The organism is Kibdelosporangium phytohabitans, from assembly GCF_001302585.1.
In the GTDB taxonomy this organism is placed as follows: domain Bacteria; phylum Actinomycetota; class Actinomycetes; order Mycobacteriales; family Pseudonocardiaceae; genus Kibdelosporangium; species Kibdelosporangium phytohabitans.
The window spans coordinates 271,919-290,194 of the sequence record NZ_CP012752.1; the positions used below are offsets into that span (position 1 = coordinate 271,919).

Genomic DNA, 18,276 nt, shown 5'->3' on the forward strand with positions numbered 1-18,276 from the left:
CCTCCGGTGGTTTCGCCGCTCACCGCTCGTTGACCCAGAACGGCCGCACGCCAACGGTTCCGTTGCCGCCCGCGCAGGTCAGCGTGGCGTTGGTGTCGCGTGTGATGGTGTAGCAGGCGTCGACGAAGTCCGGGTCGTCCGTCCACCAGCTCCCCGGCATCGCGTCCAGGATGGCGTTGACGAGCGGAACGTACACACCGCTGTCCAGGATGTACGCCAGCGCGGCCACCAGAGCCTTGGCCAGGTTCAGGTAGTTCGTGTCGCCGTCGTCTTCCATGAACACGATGTCCGCCGCGCTGTACTTGTAGCGGTTCCAGTGCAGGACAATCTGGTTCGGGTAGTACGTCGTGTTCTCGTCGTCGAGGTACGGCAGCGTCAACGTGTCCGCGCGGACGTCGCCGTTGTGGTCGAAGCCGCCGGTGATCGCGAAGATCTCCGCGTCGCCCTTGAACCAAGGCTCCTGCACGTTGCCGAAGCGGATGCTGGTGACCTGTGTCGCCCGGTAGCCGCCCGCTTCGGTGACGACGGGTTTGCCGGTCTGCCGCTGGATCATTTCCGTACCGAGCCGGACCGCGGTGGTCACATCCACTTCGGCGAACACGACCGGCCGAGTCGGGATTGTCCCGGTGGACAGTGTCAATGGCTTGCCGCCGGGAAAATAGCCGGTGAATTCTCGCGCGTTGTCGTCGTTCGGTGCCGCAGCCACCACGGGCTCGGCGCCCTCGCGCAGCGACCGCGCCATGGAATCGTGGCCGAGACGAATTCTGGCCAGCCGGGCGGAACCAGCAGGGAGCCCTTTCGCGACGAGCAGGTCCGCGTTGGCCTGGGCAACGGACCTGGTCAGGCTGGCTGTGGTCGCCAGCTCGGCCGGGTCGGTCGCGTCGACTGTGGCGATTCTCGCCAGTGTGTCGCGGGTGGCTTTGCCGGTCAACTCGAGCGATATCGCCTTGGCGAGTGAATCGGTTATCGCGGGAACGCTGTTTGTTTTCGCCGTCACCTGTGGTGCGGCCACCGTCGTCGTCACGAGTGCAAGCGCGACCACGGTCGCGCGCAGAGCTGCGGTGCGCATACACCGAACTTCGCGCACCGATGACCCGTCCGGCAATTCACCGAACGGGGGCAATTCCTGACGTGCACAAAAGGTGGATACTGGGAAGGGGAGTACCGTCGAGGCCATGCGAATCGCGTTCGCGGCAGACGACGAGAACGAGACCACCAGGGCGGTCGTCGCCTACCTCACGGCCGAGCACGAGCTGATCCGTCCCGCGCGGTCCGAGTCCTGGCCGCAGCTGGGAGCCGCGGTGGGCCGGGCCGTGGTCGACGGCGACGCGGACTTCGGCGTCGTGATGTGCTGGACCGGAACGGGCACGGCGATCGCGGCCAACAAGGTCCCCGGCGTGCGGGCCGCGCTGGCGTGGGACGCGTGGATCGCCGAGGGCGCTCGCAAGTGGAATGACGCCAATGTCCTTGCGATGAGCCTGAAACGGCTCGCGCCGGACGTCGCCGTCGAGGTGGCGAAGGCGTTTCTCGGGGTCAGCGAACCGGATCCGGACGAGGCCGCCAACATCGCGCAGCTGTAGCTCCTCAGCCGAAGCGGCGCACGATCCTGGCCACGACGCTGGACACGATCAGCCAGAACAGTGCCGCGATGCCGTAGTTGACCAGCACGAGCAGCTTCGGGTCGCTCGGCGTGAACAGGTCCTTGAAGCCGAGGGCGATCGGGTCCGCCACGTCGGCGAAGAAGCTCGTGATCCCGTTCGCGGGATTCGCGCTGCCAACGGTGAGCAGGACGTGGATCACCAGCACCAGCGTGCAGATCAGGCCGATCCACTTGATCACGGCCGCGATCACGCCGACGACCTGTGCACGCGCGGCGCCGGAGCTCTTGGACGAGTCGGCATGCTGGGCCATGCCTGCGAGTCTGGCACGGCCCAGCCAGTTTGGCTACTTCCGAGTAACCAACCGTTACCGGCCGATGATCCGGGCGATGATCGAGCCGATGACCAGCCAGAACACCGCTGCGAGACCGTAGTTGAGGATCACGTCGAGGTTGTAGTTCCCCGTGGCGAACAGGCCGGGGAAGAACAGCGCGAGCGGCTCAGCCAGTGACTGGATGAACGTGTAGAACCCGTTCGCGGTGTTTGCGCCGAGCACGATCAACAAGATGTAGACGGCCTCGATCAGCGCGAAGATCGCCGTGACCCCGAACACGACCCGAGCCGCCGTCCCCCGCCCGCTCGACACATGCCATCTGCGAGTAGTCATATCCATGGATTGACCTCGGGAAGCATTCGGAAACCCGGCCGTTCGGAGTAACCGGCTCGTCCAGGATGTGGGACGCCTGGTTTCCGCCGACCCGGGTCGGCTCGCTACTGTGTGCTCGTGGCTCGATCCCTCCTGCTTCGCTGCCGCGACGGGGCCTGACTTCCAGACCGGCTCCCCGCCGCGGAGCTCAGCGTTGCCGCCGGTCGTCCGCTGATGAAGCTGGAGACCCCTTTCGATGACCACGAATCCCGACTTCCGCACGTCCCGCATCCGCAAGCCCGCGCGTCCGGCGCCTGCCGGGCAGGCGGAGTGGAACGCCCAGCTCGGCTCGTCGATGCCGGTGCACCGCTACCGGCCGTTCGCCGAACTGGTCGAGGACGTGTCCCTCGCCGGTCGCACGTGGCCGGACCGCAAGATCACCACGGCCCCGCTGTGGTGCGCGGTGGACCTGCGTGACGGCAACCAGGCGCTGATCGACCCGATGTCGCCCGCCCGCAAGCGGCGGATGTTCGACCTGCTGGTCAAGATGGGCTACAAGGAGATCGAGGTCGGTTTCCCGGCGGCCAGCCAGACCGACTTCGACTTCGTCCGCGAGATCATCACCGAGGGCGCGGTGCCCGACGACGTACGCATCCAGGTGCTGTCGCAGTGCCGTCCCGAACTGATCGAGCGCACGTTCGAGGCCCTGCAGGGCGCGAGCAAGGCGATCGTCCACATCTACAACTCGACCTCGATCCTGCAGCGCCGGGTGGTGTTCCGCGAGGAGCGCGAGGGCATCAAGAAGATCGCCACGTCCGCCGCGGAAATGGTCGCCGAGCTGGCGGACAAGTACACCGACACGGATTTCCGCTTCCAGTACTCGCCCGAGTCCTACACCGGCACGGAACTGTCGTACGCCGCCGAGGTCTGCAACGCGGTCACCGAGATCTGGAAGCCGACGCCGCAGCGGCCGGTGATCCTGAACCTGCCCGCGACCGTCGAGATGGCCACACCCAACGTGTACGCGGACTCGATCGAGTGGATGCACCGCAACCTGGAGCGCCGCGACTCGGTGATCCTGTCGCTGCACCCGCACAACGACCGCGGCACCGGGGTGGCCGCCGCCGAGCTGGGCTACCAGGCGGGCGCCGACCGCATCGAGGGCTGCCTGTTCGGCAACGGCGAGCGCACCGGCAACGTCTGCCTGGTCACGCTGGGCATGAACATGTTCAGCCAGGGCATCGACCCGCAGATCGACTTCTCCGACATCGACGAGGTCCGCCGCACGGTCGAGTACTGCAACCAGTTGCCGGTACCCGAGCGCCACCCCTACGGCGGCGACCTGGTGTTCACGGCGTTCTCCGGCAGCCACCAGGACGCCATCAACAAGGGCCTCGACGCGTTGCGCGACTCCGCCGACAAGGCGGGCACCCCGGTCGACCAGTTCGAGTGGGAGGTCCCGTACCTGCCCATCGACCCGAAGGACGTCGGCCGCACGTACGAGGCCGTGATCCGGGTCAACTCGCAGTCCGGCAAGGGCGGCGTGGCCTACGTGATGAAGACCGAGCACCAGCTGGAGCTGCCGCGCAGGCTGCAGATCGAGTTCTCCGGCGTGGTGCAGCGGATGACCGACAGCGAGGGCGGCGAGGTCAGCCCGGCGCAGATGTGGGACATGTTCTCCGCCGAGTACCTGACGGCCGCGGCGCCGCTGACCTTGCAACGGCACCGGCTGGCCGACGACGGCAACGGCCACGACGAGATCTCCGCGCTCGTGCACGTCGAAGGCGACGCGCACGAGGTCACGGGTAACGGCAACGGCCCCATCGCGGCGTTCGTGGACGCGTTGGCGAGCGTCGGCTTCGACGTCCGCGTCCTGGACTACACCGAGCACGCCCTCACGGCAGGCGACGACGCGCGCGCCGCCGCCTACGTCGAGTGCGCGGTGGGTGAGCGTGTGCTCTGGGGAGTCGGCGTCGACTCGTCGATCGTGACGGCTTCGCTGCGGGCCGTCGTGTCGGCGATCAACCGAGCAAACCGGTAGAGCTCAGCGAGTCGGGCTGGTCGGGCATGGTCACCATGCCCGCTATCCCGAGCGCCACCGCGATCAGGCCGGCGACGACACCGATGGCGGCCATCCCGCCATCGGTTGCCCGGCCCTTGCGGGCCCGCACGACGCCGACGACGCCGAACAGCACGGCTAACGCCCCGAACACGGTCGCGAGCAGCCCGAACAACACGGTCAGGCCAAATCCGACGCCGACGATGCCCAGTGCGAGGGCGGTCGTGGCGAAGCCATTGCGGAAGATCGGCGTTGCGGCCTCTGGCGGCCGGATCGCGGCGCTCATGGGCAGCTCCCGTGGGCTCGACGCTTGCCCATAAATCGCCGTTATCCGCGTTCGTGTTACCGCTGAATGCCCACGTCAACCTATTGGCGTACAAGGAAAGACACCCTGTGTACGACTCATCGCACAGCGTTGTGACTTGACCGATTCCGCCCGGTTTCAGCCGTAGGTGTAGATCGCGGAGTGATCGAACATGTCCCGCGGTGTCACGTCACCCCAGGGGATCATCGGCTCGTCGGCGTCGACCACGTCGGTGGTGCCCGCGGCCGGGACGTAGTTCGCCGGGCCGTTCACGGCCTGCCAGTCCGACCAGAGCTTGTCCACGTGGCAGTGGTGCAGCCAGAACACCGGATCATTCGGTGATCCCGCGCCTGCCATGGTGCCGTTCACCCACACGTGCACCCGGTTGTGCAGGTTCGGGCCGCGGAAGCCTTCGAGGCTGTTGCGGAAGCTCCCCGCCGACGTGCTGTTCCACGGCGCCGTGTCGTACGTCCTGATGCCGAGCACGCTCTGCACGTCACGGGCGGTCGGCAGGGACACCCCGCCGGACCCGAAACTGCGGCGCAGGTAGGTCGCCGAGTCGCTGCGCACCGACAGCGGCCAGTTCGCCGCGGTGAACGGGCCGCTGGTGACCCGCCCGTTCTGGGTGCGGCTGCCGTCCGGGCCCATGAAGCTGTTCGCCCACAGGGTGGACGAGGCGCCCGCGGTGGTCCAGTCCCAGTAGGGCAGGCTGACCGACGCGTCGACCGCCTGCAGCGCCCGTTCGAACTCGACCAGGTACTTGCGGTGCCACGGCAGGAAGGACGGCGACCGGTGGCCGATTCTGGTGCTGTTGTCGCTGTCGCCGTTGAGCCGTTCGATGTGCTGGCGGACAAAGGTGTCGTACGTTCCCGAGCGTTTGAGTGCCAGCATGGCGTCGACCAGGCGGGTTTTCTCGTCCGCCGTCAGGTTCTGCTGGTTCTTGCGAACCCCCATGGTTGCTCCCCCTTCAGTGCGCGTGGACGACAGGACGCAGGCCGCCGAGCGTGTCGACAGCTCGTTCGGCCGCGTCGCGCAACGACGTGAACGACTCGTAGTGGTTGATCGAGGTGGTGTACGTGCCGTCGGCGTTGCGCATCACGTGCACGAGGTCGCCGTCGATGAACAGCAGGTCCGCCTTGCCGTTGATCCGGCGGCCGCCGTAGGTCTCGTCGAATTCCTGGTCGGCGTTGGCGACCAGCACGTTCCAGCCGAGGGTGGCCCCGCCGGCGATGGCGACCGCGCTGGTCATCAACAGTCTTCGTCTGTTCAGCATGTGGCCGAAGCTAGCCGCACCGAACCCGCGCCGAATCCGCCGATCGGGAGGAAACCCTTGCTCATAAGACGATGCGATGATGGGAAATCGCAGATAGCTTACTGTAAAGGGCTTTCTGTGCCGTTGATCATAGTAACGTCCGTTAACCGATGGATCAAGGCCGCGTGTGACTCGGTGCGGTCGCGCCAGCACAACACGATCCGGTTGGCCAGGGGATCTCCTTGCGGTGAACGGAAAACAACCCCCTGACGGGCACGTGTCGCGCCGGTGAACAAGCCGGCGGCGCGACCGGAACGAACCAGTGGCCAGTACACGCCGGGGTCGGCGATCCAGTACCGGACGCGCGGCTCGAATCCCGCCCGCAGGCAGGCCGCGCGCAGGCCGCTGTCGCTGAACGGGTTGTCCACCCAGTCGTCGTCGGCGAAATCGGCGAGCTCAACCGTTTCCTTGTCCGCCAACGGGTGCTCCGCCGAGATTCCGACCGGGCGCGACTCGCGTGCGATCACCCGCCTGTGCACGCCAGCCGGCACGGGCAGTTCGGACCCGGCCGGTTCGGTCAGCACGCACACGTCCAGTGCGTCAGTGGACAACTGCTGCAGCAGCCAACTCGCCGAATGGTCCACCCGCACCTCGGCCGTACGCGGCAGCTGCGGGATCAACGCGACCATCGTGGCGCACGGCTGGCCCGCGACCGTGAGCCCGCCGGTGCCGCCCGCGACGCTGCGGGCCGAGGAGACCAACTGGTCCATGTCGGCGGCCAGCGTGCGAGCTTTCACCAGTACCCAGTCGCCCAACGGCGTGGTCCGCACACCGCTGGCCGACCGGTGGAACAGCTCCCCGCCGAAGTACTTCTCGATCCGCCTGACGTTGCCGCTGACGGCGGGCTGGCTCTGGCCCAGGCGGATGGCCGCCCGGCCGATGCTGCCGCACTCGGCCACCGCGATGATCGTCCTCAGATGTCCCTGTCCGAGCTCCATAGTGTGGAGATCCTCTCGTGACCAGGGCTTTTCACAACAGTATCTTTGGACCCGGTGTGCTCGTCCGCACACGACTCGGCCCCGGCGGCGACGAGCGCTGCCGGGGCCGAATCGAGGACGAAAGGGTCAGACCACCTTGATGGTCTGCTCCGAGGTGTTCTCCGGGAAGTGGCACGCGGCCTGACGGCCCGGCGCCAGCTCCACCAGCTGCGGCTCCTGGGTCTTGCAGATGTCCTGCGCCTTCCAGCAGCGGGTGTGGAAGCGGCAGCCGGACGGCGGGTTGATCGGCGACGGCACGTCACCCTTCAACCGGATCCGCTCCCGCTTGGCCTTGCGCTCCGGGTCCGGCACCGGCACCGCGGACAGCAACGCGACGGTGTACGGGTGCATCGGCCGCTCGTACAGGCTGGTCCGGTCGGCCAGCTCGACGATCTTGCCGAGGTACATCACCGCGACGCGGTCGGACACGTGCCGCACCACCGACAGGTCGTGCGCGATCATCACGTACGTCAGGTCGAGCTCGTTCTGCAGGTCCTCCAGCAGGTTCACCACCTGCGCCTGGATCGAGACGTCCAGCGCGGACACCGGCTCGTCCGCGATGATCAGCTTCGGCTTCAGTGCGAGCGTGCGGGCGATCCCGATGCGCTGCCGCTGGCCGCCGGAGAACTCGTGCGGGTAGCGGTTGTAGTGCTCGGGGTTCAGGCCGACCAGTTCCAGCAGCTCCTGGACGGACTTCTTCACGCCCTTCTCGGGCTTGACCTTCTGCAGGTTGAACGGCGCTCCGACGATCGCACCGACGGTGTGCCGCGGGTTCAGCGACGAGTACGGGTCCTGGAAGATCATCTGCACGTCCCGGCGCAGCGGGCGCATGGCCCCCTGCGACAGGTGCGTGATGTCCCGTCCCTCGAAGATCACCTTTCCCGCGGTCGGCTCGAGCAAGCGCGTCAGCAGCCGCCCGGTCGTGGTCTTGCCGCAGCCGGACTCGCCGACCAGTGAGAGCGTCTCGCCCTTCTGCACCGTGAAGCTCAACCCGTCCACGGCCTGCACGTTGCCCTTGACGCGCTGCAGCAAGCCCTTGCGGATCGGGAAGTACTTCTGCAGACCGCTCGCCTCGAGCAGCGTCTCGGTCCGGGTGGGGGTGGTGGTCAGTTCACTCATCAGCTCACAACTTCGGCTTGATCTCGGTGGTCCACAAGTGGTGGCGCTGTTCGCCGGACAAGTGGCACGCGATGTGGTGGCCGGGGCTCACTTCCCTGAACTCCGGGCGCTCGGTCGTGGACAGGTCGCCGTTGAGTCCCGCGAAGGCGCAGCGCGGGTTGAACGGACACCCCTCAGGCACGTTGATCAGGCTGGGCGGTGTGCCCTTGATCGGCTGCAGCCGCTCGCTGCGTTCCCGGTCGAGCCGGGGCATCGAACCGAGCAGACCCCACGTGTACGGGTGCTGCGGCGCCGAGAAGATCTCGTGCGACGTGCCGTACTCCACCGAGCGGCCCGCGTACATCACCATGATGTCGTCGGCCAGCTCGGCGACCACGCCGAGGTCGTGGGTGATGATGACGACCGCGGAGTTGAAGTCCTTCTGCAGGTCCACGATCAGGTCGAGGATCTGCGCCTGCACGGTCACGTCGAGCGCGGTGGTCGGCTCGTCCGCGATCAGCAGCTCCGGGTCGCACGACAGCGCCATCGCGATCATCGCGCGCTGCCGCATACCACCGGAGAACTGGTGGGGGTAGTCGTCGACCCGCTTGTCCGGCTGCGGGATGCCCACGCGGTCGAGCATCTCGATCGCGTGCTTCTTGGCCACCGCCTTGGACACGTCGTGGTGCACCCGGTAGGCCTCGACGATCTGGTTGCCCACCGTGTAGTACGGGTGCATCGCGGTCAGCGGGTCCTGGAAGATCATCGCCATCCGCTTGCCGCGCAACGACCGCACCTGCTCCGGCGTCGCCGTGACCAGGTCCTGGCCGTCCAGCAGGATCTGACCGGAGATGTTCGCGGTGCCCCGTTTGTGCAGGCCCATGATCGACAGGCTGGTCACGCTCTTGCCGGAGCCGGACTCACCCACGATGCCGAGGGTTTTGCCCCGCTGCAAGGAGAACGTCAGCCCGTCGACCGACTTGACGATGCCGTCGTCGGTCGGGAAGTGCACCTTCAGATCGCGAACCTGGAGGAACGCCTCGTTCGGCCGCTCCGACGGGCGGGCTGCGCCGCCGGCCAGCAAGTCCTCTTGGGAATGTTTCACGAGTACTTCACCCTCGGGTCGACGACGGCGTACAACAGGTCAACGACCAGGTTCGCGATGATGATGAAGGTCGCGCCGACCAGCGTCACGCCCAGCACCTTCGGCAGGTCGTTGTTCACGATCGCGTTGATGGCGTAGGCGCCGAGTCCCGGCAGTGAGTACGCGCTCTCGGTCAGCACCGCGCCACCGAGCAGGATGCCGAGGTCCAGACCGAAGATCGTGATGATCGGAGTGAGCACGGACCGCAGGCCGTGTTTGACGACCACAGTGCGCTCGTTGAGCCCCTTGGCCCGCGCGGTGCGGATGAAGTCCTCGTTCATCGTCTCGAGCATGGTGGCCCTGGTCAGCCGGGCGTACCCGGCCGCGTTCAGGAACGCCAGCGTGACCCACGGCAGGATCAGCGCACCCGCCCACGCCAACGGGTCGTCAGCGAAGTTGACGTACGTACCACCGGGGACCGCCCAGCCGAGGCCGTAGCTGAAGATCGTCAGCGACAGCAGACCGGTGAAGAAGATCGGCAGCGACACACCGGCCAGCGCGACACCCATCGCGGCCCGGTCGAAGACCGTCCCGCGGCGAAGTGCCGACAGCACACCGGTGCTGATGCCGAGCAGCAGCCAGATCACAGCCGCGCCGACGGCCAGCGAGATCGTCACGCCCATCCGGTCGACCAGGTCCGGCCACACCGGGTTCTGGGTGATGAAGGAATAGCCGAGACACGGTGCCGGGCAGTGCACGGTCGTGGGACCGGTGCTGTAGTCGGCGCCGACGAAGATTGCCGAAATGAACCGCCCGTACTGCGTCAGCAGCGGGTCGGTGAACCCGAGCTTCTCCGCCATCTGGCGGATGGTCTCCGCGTCGGCGGTCTTGCCGACATACCGCGAGGCCATGTCCTCGACGGACGCGCCTGCGATCCGCGGGACCAGGAAGAAGATCGAGAACGTGACCAGGCTGACGACGAAGAGCAGGATCACTGCCCCGATCAGCCTTCGGATGATGTAAGCGAACACCGTACTCGGCCTTGGTGGCCGGGTCGCCCGAGAATCCTCAGGCGACCCGGCCACCAGCTGCCTTCACCTACCTTTTATCTGGTCGCTGGTCCAACTCAGCCCGAGACGCCCAGGGCGAGGTAGTCGTACTCCGAGAAACCGTCCGTGATGAACACGTTGGTCAGGTTCTTCGGCCGGTAGTACAGACCCTTGGCGACCACGCCGGGCAGTGCGTACGCGCTCTCCATGGCCTTGCGGTCGACGTCGACCCACGCCTTCTGGCGCGCGTTCTCGTCCTTCTCGGTCATGGCCTTGTCGATCGCGTCGTTGACCTTCGGGTCCTTGATCGAGAAGTTGGTGTTACCGGCGGCCTTGATGTTGCGGCTGTCGGTGATCTCCTTGAGGAAGCCGAAGCCGTTGGGCCAGTCGGCGGCCCAGCCGAAGACCATCAGGCCGAGGTTGTTGCTCTTGGCGAAGTCCGGCTTGCCCGCGTACAGCTTGGCGTAGTCACCGGTCGGGTAGGGCTTGATGTTCAGCTTGATGCCGACCCGGCCGAGGGACTGCTGCAGCGACTCCGCGGTCGCCTTCTCCTTCGGGCGCTCGGCCCGGTAGGAGATGTTGGTCTCGAAGCCGTTGGGCTGGCCGCACTTGGTCAGTGCTTCCTTGGCCTTGTCGACGTCACCGGCGCTGTCCTTGCTCGGGTACAGGTCGATCTTCTCGGCACCCGGGATGATCGGGGGCAGCAGGCTGGACGCGATCTCGCCACCCGCGTTGCCACCGTAGGCACGCTGGTAACCGGTGCGGTCGGCGGCGTACTCGACTGCCTTGCGGCACTCGATGTTGTCCAGCGGGGCCACTTCACCGTTGATGTTGGTGTACCAGAGGCGCGCGGACAGCGGGTTGTCCGAGGCGTTCTTCAGGTTCGGGTCCGCGAGGATCTTCGCCTGCGCCGCGGGCTGCACACCGCTGCCGACCACGTCGACGTCCAGGTCACCGGACATCAGCCGGTTGTCGAGGTCGTCGGCGTTGACGTTGAGCTGCATCGTGATCTTGTCCGGCAGCGCCTTGCGGTTCGGGTCGGTCGCCTGGTCCCAGTTGGTGTTGCGGACCAGCGTGAAGCTCTTGCCGAGCTCGACCTTCTCGAACTTGTACGGGCCCGTGGAGACCACGTGCTCCTTGTACTTCGTGCCGTCGTCCTTGGCCTTCGGGACCGGCATCGTGGCGGGCATGCCCGCGAAGTAGTCGAAGTCCGCGAACGGCTTCTTCAACTTGAACACGATCGTCTGGTCGTCCGGCGTCTCGATGGCCTTCAGGCCGAGGCCGTTGGGGTCGCTGTCCTTGTAGGGCGAGGTGTAGCCCTGCAGGTCGAGGAACTCGTTGAAGTACGTGGGGCCGTTGGGGAACGTGTCCTTGTCCAGCGACCGGGAAACGCCGTACTTGACGTCCTTCGAGGTGACGGGGGTGCCGTCGTCGAACTTGACGCCCTTGCGGATCTTGTACGTCCAGGTCTTCAGGTCCTCGCTCGGCACGCCCTTCGACTCGGCGAGGTCGGGCGTCAGCTTGGCGCCGTCCTGGCCGGGAGCCGAGGCGAACATCATCAGCGAGCGGCCGTAGAGCCGGATGAAGTTCCACGAGTACGCGTAGTACGTGTCACCCGGGTCGAGGGAGTCCCAGTCACCCGCGTTGGCCATCCGCAGGGTGCCGCCCTTCTTGTCAGAAGGGTTGAAGACCTTGCCGATGGCTGCGTTGGGGCCGGTGGCCGACGGGTTGCCGCCACCTTTGTTGTTGTTGTTGCTGCTGCCCCCTCCGCCACCACACGCGGAGAGTGTCATGACGGCAGCCGCGCCCGCGGCAACCATCGTGACCAAACGTTGCTTCCTCATCTACAGTTGCACCCCTTTTAGGTTGCTAGCAGCCACCGGTTCGGCGGCTTATCCGATGGCTAACGCGCCCGCGGGTCCAATGCGTCACGCAGTCCGTCGCCGAAGAGGTTGAAGGCCAGCACGGTGATGAAGATGGCCAAACCTGGGAAAACCATGAACCACGCGTCGACCTGGTACCACCTGGAGGCCTCGGACAGCATCGTGCCCCAGGTCGCCGAGGGTGGCTGGATACCGACACCGAGGAACGACAGCGCCGCCTCGAACAGGATGTTCGTCGGGATCAGCAGCGTCGAGTAGACCAGGATCGGTGCGACCAGGTTCGGCAGGAGTTCCTTGAACAGCACGTGCGGCGCCTTCGCGCCGAGGCTGCGGGACGCGTCGACGAACTCGCGTTCACGCAGCGAGAGCGTCTGCGCACGGATGATCCGGCCGATGTAGGGCCAGCTGAAGAACCCGATCACGAAGATCAGCACGGCGATCCGTGAGCCGTCCCGGCCGAGGCCGAACGCGCTGTCCGGCACCACACCGACCAGCGCGATGGCGAACAGCAGCAGCGGGAACGCCAGGAAGACGTCCATGATGCGGCTGATCACCGTGTCCACCCAGCCGCGGAAGTAGCCGGCGATGACACCCATGACCGTGCCGATCACCACGGAGACCAGCGTGGCCGCGAAACCGATCAGCAGCGAGATCCACGACCCGGCGAAGATCCGGGTGAGCAGGTCACGCCCGTTGATCGGCTCGACACCGAACGGGTGCTCGACGCTGACCCCGCCGAGCGGACCGGTCGGGATGCCCCGTTCGGGGTCGATCAGCTCCTGGTGGAAGGCGTTCGGGTCGATCACGCCGAACACGCGGTCGAGCAGCAGCGCGACGATGGCGGCGACGACCATCACCGCGATCAGTACTCCGCTGACCATCGCCACGCGGTCGCGCTTGAGCCGCATCCACGCGATCTGTCCGAGCGAGCGGCCCTGGATGGCCTTCTTGCCCATCCCCTTGAGCGCTGCCTCCGGCTGGGCCTCGGACGAGCCGGGGGAGGCTTCGAGTGGCGCGGTCACGAGATCGGAGTGCGGGTCGAACGGTCAACGCCGGTGACACTCAGCGGTCGCCGCGACGCGTCAGAAGCAGCACGCTGCATCGGACGCGCGGATCGCGGGTAAGCCATCACGCACTCCCTAGGAAACCGTCCGGATGTTGTCCGGGTCTCACTGTGTGGTCGCCGAATCTAGTCGGTCAACGGTGCTGTCCGAACCACCGGAGGTCACAATCGGGCCACGTCGTTTCCCAAAAAACACGCATCAACATGCGCACGATTACCCAGTGTGAAATTTTGGGCCCGCGCGAGCCGACGGATTGTCGACTTCGAACCACCCCGTCTCGAACAGCTGCCAACGCAACAGGTGTGTGCGGTATCTCTCACCATCGCGCGTGACAGAGCGTTCAAGTCGGGCAGGCGCGTCGGCGAATTCCACCCAAACGAGGGATGAAAGCCGCGCGTGAACGGCCGTGCGCCCAGCGGACACGCCTTCGAGAACGAGAACTTCCGGAACGCCGACAGCGACCAATTCACCGGGCGTCGGTTTGTCACGCACCCACTCGGTGCGCCGATAACACCCCGCGCGGTTGCCGGCCAACGGCCGCAGAACGCCCTCTTCGAGGCGTGGCCACCACGCGACGGGGTCGTCCCACGTCGCGAACTCGTCGGTGGATATCAGGGCGGCCCCCGGTGATCCGCCGAGCCGCTCGACGACCCGGCGGGCCAGAGTGGACTTGCCCGACCCCGACGGGCCGTCGATCGCCAGCAGGCGGACGCCGCCGAGCCTCGGCGGCGCCGCCAGAACAGCTTCGACGACCTCGGTGACGTCGTCAGACGGCACGACGTCCGGACAGCGCGCGGGTCAACGTCAGCTCGTCGGCGAACTCCAGGTCGCCGCCCATCGGCAGACCGGACGCCAGCCTGGTCACCGTCAGGCCGGGGAAGTCGCGCAGCAACCGGATCAGGTACGTGGCGGTGGCCTCGCCCTCGGTGTTCGGGTCGGTCGCCAGGATCACCTCGGTCACGTCGTGCTCGCCGATCCGGCCCAGCAGCTGGCGGATCCGCAGCTGGTCGGGACCGATGCCGGACAACGGGTCCAGCGCGCCGCCGAGCACGTGGTAGCGGCCCTTGAACTCACGGGTCCGCTCGATCGCCAGCACGTCCTTCGGCTCCTCGACCACGCACACCTTCTGCGCGTCGCGCCGGGCATCCCGGCAGATGCGGCACGTCGCCTGCTCGGCGACGTTGCCGCAGATGTCGCAGAACTGCACACCTTCCTTGACCTTCTGCAGCGCGTCCTGCAGGCGGCCGATGTCCGCGGGCTCCGCGGCCAGCAGGTGGAAGGCGATTCGCTGCGCGCTCTTGGGACCGACGCCCGGCAGTCGGCCGAGCTCGTCGATCAGGTCCTGTACCGGGCCCTCGTACATCAGAAACCGGGCAGCCCGAGCGCGCCGCCGAAGCCACCGGCGAGGCCACCCATCTTCTCCTCGGCCAGTTTCTGCGCGTTGCTGTTCGCGTCCCTGACCGCGGCGATGACCAGGTCGGCCAGGGTCTCGCCGTCTTCGGGGTCGATCACCTTCGGGTCGATGGTCAGCGCGACCAGCTCACCGGCGCCGGAGACGGTCGCGGTGACCATCCCGCCACCGGCCGTGCCGGTCACCTCGACGTCCTCGAGCTCCTGCTGCGCGGACGCGAGCTTCTCCTGCATGGCCTGCGCCTGCTGCAGGATGTCCTGAATGTTCGGCATTCCGCCGGGTCCGGGTTGCACCGCCACTCCTCGAGTTCGCGTCCTGGCTTGCATTGTCAAGACTAGTCTCTCGGTGTGACGTCCTCGCCTCGCCGCGCCTGTTTCGCGTTCGCCGCCGCAGTGGCCTTCCTCGTCGCGTGCGGCACGACCGAGCCGGGTACGCCCATCGCGGTGCCGCCCGCGCCGTCACCGGCCGGGACGACGACGCCGCACCTCCCGCCGAGCCAGGTTCCGCCGTCACCGCCACCGGCGTCGTCGGCGCCGCCCGCCACCTCGCCGGCCACCCCGCCGGTGGCGGGCAAAGTCGTGGTCATCGACCCCGGGCACAACGGCGGCAACTCGGCCAACCCCGCCGAGATCAACAAAAAGGTGCCCGCCGGGCGCGGGCAGACCAAGGCGTGCAACACAACCGGAACGGCGACCAACGCGGGCTACACCGAGCACGCGTTCACGTGGGACGTCTCGGTCCGGGTGCGGGAGTTGTTGGCGGCAAAGGGAATCAAGGTCGTGATGACCAGGGACGACGACACCGGCGTCGGCCCGTGCGTGGACAAACGCGCCGCGATCGGCAACCAGTCGGGCGCCGCGGCTGTCGTGTCCATCCACGCCGACGGCTCCACTTCCCCTGGCGCACACGGCTTCCACATCGCCTACTCGGCTCCGCCGCTGAACGCGGCGCAGGGCGAACCGGCGAAGAACCTCGCCACGGCACTGCGGGATGGCTTGCGCACAGCGGGTTTCGCCACGTCCACGTACATCGGGACCAACGGCCTGTCGCCGCGCGCCGACCTCGGTGGACTGAACCTCTCGGAACGCCCGGCAGCACTGGTCGAATGCGGCAACATGCGCAACGCGGACGAAGCAGCCGTGTTGTCCAGCCCACAGGGACGCCAGCGTTACGCCGACGCCATCGCGGCTTCGATCGTGGAATACCTGGGCTAGCCGTACCTGGCCGTCGGCTGGAGCAGGGAACCGGCGGCTCGGGACGGGCCACTAGATCTTGCGGGCGCCGAGCTCCTGGGCCAGCAGCTCGATCGCCACTTCCTCCGGGTCGCGAGCCACGATCCGCTCACCCTCGCCCGGCTTCTGCGAAGCCTCGGCGAGCATCTCCTCTTCTTCCTCCGCCTCGGTTTTGGGCGGCGGCGGAGGAGGGGGCGGGAGGGGGTCGTCGGGCTCGGGCGGCTCCGGCGGCGGCGGGATGTCGTCGTGGTCCGTGGCCGGACGCGGAGCCTGGCGCTGCGGCGGCGCGGGAGCGGCCGCCTGGCTCGGGCGCGTCGGCTGCGGACGCGGCTGCGGCGCGGCCTGCACTGCCTGAGGCGCTGCCGTCGCGGTCCCGTGCACGCACGTGACCCGCCACTTCCCGCCGATCACGTTGTTCAACGCCGTGCTGATCAGGTCGACGTTCCGTGCTTCCCCCAACCGCCTGGCAAGTGGGGCGGCGGCGTGCGCGATGACGACCATGTCGCCTTCGATGCTCTGCACGGTCGCGTTGGTCAGCATCGCCTCGGTGCTGCGGCCACCGGGCTGCCTGCGCACTTCCGCCAGCAGTTCCGGCCAGATCCGGCGCACAGCCGCGGCGTCCATCGCACCGGGCTCCACGGGCGGGGCGGGCGCTTGCTGCACGGGGGCAGGCGCTGGTGCGGGTGCGGGCGCTGGTGCCGGTTCAGGTGCGGACTGCCGTGGCGGCGGAGGCGGAGCGGCAGTGGGCGTCGGTGCTTGTGCCTGCACCGGCGCGGGGGCCGGCGCAGGAGCCGGTTGGGCGAGGGCGGGGACGGCGGCAGCGGCGACCGGCGCGACCGACGCGCGCCTCTCCAACTGCTCAAGCCGTTGCAGCACAGCGGAATCCAGCGCGGGATCGCTTGGCACCGCCGCGGGCAGGAGCATCCGCGCGCACAGCAACTCCATCACCAGCCGCGGCGACGTCGCACCACGCATCTCGATGAGTCCGGTGTGGACGATTTCGGCGAACCGGGACAACGTGGCCGGGCCGAGCCGGTCGGCCTGCGCCGACATCCGCGACAACTCGTCGCCCGGCACGTTCACCAGCCCGCGCGCCCCCGAATCCGGGACAGCGCTGAGCAGAACGAGGTCACGCAACCGGTCGAGCAAATCCGAGGCGAACCGCCGCGGATCGTGCCCGGCGTCGACGAGGCGCTCGATCGTGCCGTACACGGCAGCGGCGTCACTCGTCGCCAGCCCGTCGACCATGTCGTTGATCAACGCGATATCCGTGACGCCGAGCAGCGACACGGCTCGCTCGTACGTGACGCCGTCCGCCCCGGCGCCTGACAACAACTGGTCCATCACCGACTGCGTGTCACGCGCCGAACCACCGCCGGCCCGGATCACCAACGGGAACACCGACGGCTCGACCGCGACACCCTCCGCGGCGCAGTTGCGCTCGAGCAACTCCCGCATGATGCCCGGCGGGATCAGCCGGAACGGGTAATGGTGCGTCCGCGAGCGGATGGTGGTCAGCACCTTGTCCGGCTCGGTGGTCGCGAAGATGAAGATGAGGTGCTCCGGCGGCTCCTCCACGATCTTCAGCAGAGCGTTGAAGCCCTGCGTGGTGACCATGTGGGCCTCGTCGATGATGAAGATGCGGTAGCGCGAGATGGCCGGCGCGAAGAACGCGCGGTCCCGCAGCTCACGCGTGTCGTCGACACCACCGTGACTCGCCGCGTCCAACTCGACCACATCGACGCTGCCAGGCCCGTTGGGAGCCAGCGAGACGCACGACTCGCACTCGCCGCACGGATCAGGAGTCGGCCCCTGCACGCAGTTGAGCGACCTGGCCATGATCCGCGCGCTGGAGGTCTTCCCGCAGCCACGAGGGCCGGAGAAAAGATACGCGTGATTCACCCGACCCGCCGACAGCGCGACGCGCAACGGGTCGGTGACGTGCTCCTGACCGACCACCTCAGCGAAGGTCGCCGGACGGTACTTGCGGTAAAGGGCGAGCGCCACGAGAAAGACCCTACCCAAGGGGTCTGACAAACCAGGCGCCAGGACCAGCCGGGGCCGCCGACCGCCCCGGCGAGAGTCGGCTACACTGACAGCGGATCCCATGCGGCGTCCATCTCGTGAACCTCCCCAGGGCCGGAAGGCAGCAAGGATAAGCGGGCTCTGACGGGTGCATGGGATCCGCTTTCCTCACCGACCCCTGCTCGGTTGCTTCGCAACCTTCGCCGGGTCGGAAAGCCTTGTTTGGGGGGCCGAGCCCCCCAAGCCCCCCACGGTGCGGTTTCTTTCGACCCAGCGCTGGGCACTTTGCTCGTTGCTTCGCAAGCTTCGCCGGGTCGGAAAGCCTGGTTTTGGGGGGCCGAGCCCCCCAAGCCCCCCACGGTGCGGTTTCTTTCGACCCAGCGCTGGGCACTTTGCTCGTTGCTTCGCAAGCTTCGCCGGGTCGGAAAGCCTGGTTTGGGGGGGCCGAGCCCCCCAAGCCCCCCACGGTGCGGTTTCTTTCGACCCAGCGCTGGGCACTTTGCTCGTTGCTTCGCAAGCTTCGCCGGGTCGGAA

At 67.4% G+C, this 18,276-nt stretch carries 19 protein-coding genes and 1 other RNA gene; 4 read left to right on the forward strand and 16 right to left on the reverse strand.

All coding sequences use genetic code 11. The features are described from left to right. Positions 1-19: 19 nt before the first annotated feature. Positions 20-1,069 carry a DUF3103 family protein gene (locus AOZ06_RS01310; protein ID WP_054287719.1) on the reverse strand — a complete coding sequence of 350 codons (1,050 nt, stop codon included), beginning with the start codon at positions 1,067-1,069 and terminating at the stop codon, positions 20-22. A 106-nt stretch (positions 1,070-1,175) separates the two neighbouring features. On the opposite strand from AOZ06_RS01310, the gene AOZ06_RS01315 reads away from it, so the two are divergent. Beyond that, entirely contained in the window at positions 1,176-1,580 is a 405-nt protein-coding gene (locus tag AOZ06_RS01315; protein ID WP_054287720.1) for an RpiB/LacA/LacB family sugar-phosphate isomerase, read from the forward strand. 4 nt (positions 1,581-1,584) lie between these two features. Here AOZ06_RS01315 and AOZ06_RS01320 read toward each other — a convergent pair whose 3' ends face one another. Continuing rightward, positions 1,585-1,911: a hypothetical protein gene (locus AOZ06_RS01320; RefSeq protein ID WP_054287721.1), complete on the reverse strand. Its 327-nt coding sequence runs from the start codon at positions 1,909-1,911 to the stop codon at positions 1,585-1,587. A gap of 54 nt (positions 1,912-1,965) precedes the next feature. Then, complete coding sequence (locus tag AOZ06_RS01325) at positions 1,966-2,265, reverse strand: hypothetical protein (protein ID WP_054287722.1); 300 nt, start codon at positions 2,263-2,265, stop codon at positions 1,966-1,968. A gap of 235 nt (positions 2,266-2,500) precedes the next feature. Between AOZ06_RS01325 and leuA the strand changes: the two genes are divergently transcribed. After that, positions 2,501-4,285 (forward strand): 2-isopropylmalate synthase, encoded by a 1,785-nt coding sequence (gene leuA / locus AOZ06_RS01330; protein WP_054287723.1) that lies wholly within the window; start codon positions 2,501-2,503, stop codon positions 4,283-4,285. Here the strand turns inward: leuA and AOZ06_RS01335 are convergent. From AOZ06_RS01335 to AOZ06_RS01390, 12 genes are all read right to left on the reverse strand, one after another. Continuing rightward, on the reverse strand, positions 4,266-4,589 hold the full coding sequence (locus tag AOZ06_RS01335; RefSeq protein ID WP_054287724.1) for a hypothetical protein: 324 nt from the start codon (positions 4,587-4,589) through the stop codon (positions 4,266-4,268). The two genes, leuA and AOZ06_RS01335, sit on opposite strands and share 20 nt — an antisense overlap. 156 nt (positions 4,590-4,745) lie before the next feature. Further along, entirely contained in the window at positions 4,746-5,561 is an 816-nt protein-coding gene (locus AOZ06_RS01340; RefSeq protein WP_054287725.1) for a tyrosinase family protein, read from the reverse strand. A 13-nt stretch (positions 5,562-5,574) separates the two neighbouring features. Beyond that, entirely contained in the window at positions 5,575-5,880 is a 306-nt protein-coding gene (locus AOZ06_RS01345; protein WP_083471441.1) for a tyrosinase family oxidase copper chaperone, read from the reverse strand. 98 nt (positions 5,881-5,978) lie between these two features. Then, positions 5,979-6,857, reverse strand: a complete 879-nt coding sequence (locus AOZ06_RS01350) for a LysR family transcriptional regulator (RefSeq protein WP_054287727.1) — start codon at positions 6,855-6,857, stop codon at positions 5,979-5,981. A 126-nt stretch (positions 6,858-6,983) separates the two neighbouring features. Next, on the reverse strand, positions 6,984-8,015 hold the full coding sequence (locus AOZ06_RS01355) for an ABC transporter ATP-binding protein (protein ID WP_054287728.1): 1,032 nt from the start codon (positions 8,013-8,015) through the stop codon (positions 6,984-6,986). A 4-nt stretch (positions 8,016-8,019) separates the two neighbouring features. Further along, complete coding sequence (locus AOZ06_RS01360; protein ID WP_083471442.1) at positions 8,020-9,099, reverse strand: ABC transporter ATP-binding protein; 1,080 nt, start codon at positions 9,097-9,099, stop codon at positions 8,020-8,022. After that, entirely contained in the window at positions 9,096-10,163 is a 1,068-nt protein-coding gene (locus AOZ06_RS01365; protein ID WP_257721454.1) for an ABC transporter permease, read from the reverse strand. Before AOZ06_RS01365 ends, AOZ06_RS01360 begins: the two co-directional genes overlap by 4 nt. Positions 10,164-10,204: 41 nt before the next feature. Further along, on the reverse strand, positions 10,205-11,971 hold the full coding sequence (locus AOZ06_RS01370) for an ABC transporter substrate-binding protein (protein ID WP_054287730.1): 1,767 nt from the start codon (positions 11,969-11,971) through the stop codon (positions 10,205-10,207). A gap of 59 nt (positions 11,972-12,030) precedes the next feature. After that, positions 12,031-13,032 (reverse strand): ABC transporter permease, encoded by a 1,002-nt coding sequence (locus AOZ06_RS01375; protein WP_054287731.1) that lies wholly within the window; start codon positions 13,030-13,032, stop codon positions 12,031-12,033. A 255-nt stretch (positions 13,033-13,287) separates the two neighbouring features. Next, positions 13,288-13,851, reverse strand: coding sequence for a uridine kinase family protein (locus tag AOZ06_RS01380; protein ID WP_054287732.1), 564 nt, complete (start codon positions 13,849-13,851; stop codon positions 13,288-13,290). Beyond that, a complete protein-coding gene (gene recR, locus AOZ06_RS01385; protein ID WP_054287733.1) occupies positions 13,841-14,437 on the reverse strand; it encodes a recombination mediator RecR in 597 nt (198 codons plus the stop codon). The genes AOZ06_RS01380 and recR overlap by 11 nt, the downstream gene beginning before the upstream one ends. Continuing rightward, entirely contained in the window at positions 14,437-14,757 is a 321-nt protein-coding gene (locus tag AOZ06_RS01390) for a YbaB/EbfC family nucleoid-associated protein (RefSeq protein WP_225954287.1), read from the reverse strand. The genes recR and AOZ06_RS01390 overlap by 1 nt, the downstream gene beginning before the upstream one ends. Before the next feature lie 75 nt (positions 14,758-14,832). Between AOZ06_RS01390 and AOZ06_RS01400 the strand changes: the two genes are divergently transcribed. Next, the gene (locus AOZ06_RS01400; RefSeq protein ID WP_236952036.1) at positions 14,833-15,699 is read left to right on the forward strand and encodes an N-acetylmuramoyl-L-alanine amidase; all 867 of its coding nucleotides are present in this window, start codon (positions 14,833-14,835) and stop codon (positions 15,697-15,699) included. 51 nt (positions 15,700-15,750) lie between these two features. On the opposite strand, the gene AOZ06_RS01405 is transcribed toward AOZ06_RS01400, so the two are convergent. Continuing rightward, entirely contained in the window at positions 15,751-17,724 is a 1,974-nt protein-coding gene (locus AOZ06_RS01405; RefSeq protein ID WP_054287737.1) for a DNA polymerase III subunit gamma and tau, read from the reverse strand. Between the two features lie 89 nt (positions 17,725-17,813). On the opposite strand from AOZ06_RS01405, the gene ffs reads away from it, so the two are divergent. After that, positions 17,814-17,910: signal recognition particle sRNA small type (gene ffs / locus AOZ06_RS52955), an RNA gene on the forward strand. Positions 17,911-18,276 lie beyond the last annotated feature (366 nt).

Coding starts and splice junctions, on each gene's coding strand:
- AOZ06_RS01310 (WP_054287719.1), bottom strand. CDS start 1,069: ATGCGCACCGCAGCTCTGCGCGCGACCGTGGTCGCGCTTGCACTCGTG.
- AOZ06_RS01315 (WP_054287720.1), top strand. CDS start 1,176: ATGCGAATCGCGTTCGCGGCAGACGACGAGAACGAGACCACCAGGGCG.
- AOZ06_RS01320 (WP_054287721.1), bottom strand. CDS start 1,911: ATGGCCCAGCATGCCGACTCGTCCAAGAGCTCCGGCGCCGCGCGTGCA.
- AOZ06_RS01325 (WP_054287722.1), bottom strand. CDS start 2,265: ATGACTACTCGCAGATGGCATGTGTCGAGCGGGCGGGGGACGGCGGCT.
- leuA (WP_054287723.1), top strand. CDS start 2,501: ATGACCACGAATCCCGACTTCCGCACGTCCCGCATCCGCAAGCCCGCG.
- AOZ06_RS01335 (WP_054287724.1), bottom strand. CDS start 4,589: ATGAGCGCCGCGATCCGGCCGCCAGAGGCCGCAACGCCGATCTTCCGC.
- AOZ06_RS01340 (WP_054287725.1), bottom strand. CDS start 5,561: ATGGGGGTTCGCAAGAACCAGCAGAACCTGACGGCGGACGAGAAAACC.
- AOZ06_RS01345 (WP_083471441.1), bottom strand. CDS start 5,880: ATGCTGAACAGACGAAGACTGTTGATGACCAGCGCGGTCGCCATCGCC.
- AOZ06_RS01350 (WP_054287727.1), bottom strand. CDS start 6,857: ATGGAGCTCGGACAGGGACATCTGAGGACGATCATCGCGGTGGCCGAG.
- AOZ06_RS01355 (WP_054287728.1), bottom strand. CDS start 8,015: ATGAGTGAACTGACCACCACCCCCACCCGGACCGAGACGCTGCTCGAG.
- AOZ06_RS01370 (WP_054287730.1), bottom strand. CDS start 11,971: ATGAGGAAGCAACGTTTGGTCACGATGGTTGCCGCGGGCGCGGCTGCC.
- recR (WP_054287733.1), bottom strand. CDS start 14,437: ATGTACGAGGGCCCGGTACAGGACCTGATCGACGAGCTCGGCCGACTG.
- AOZ06_RS01390 (WP_225954287.1), bottom strand. CDS start 14,757: ATGCCGAACATTCAGGACATCCTGCAGCAGGCGCAGGCCATGCAGGAG.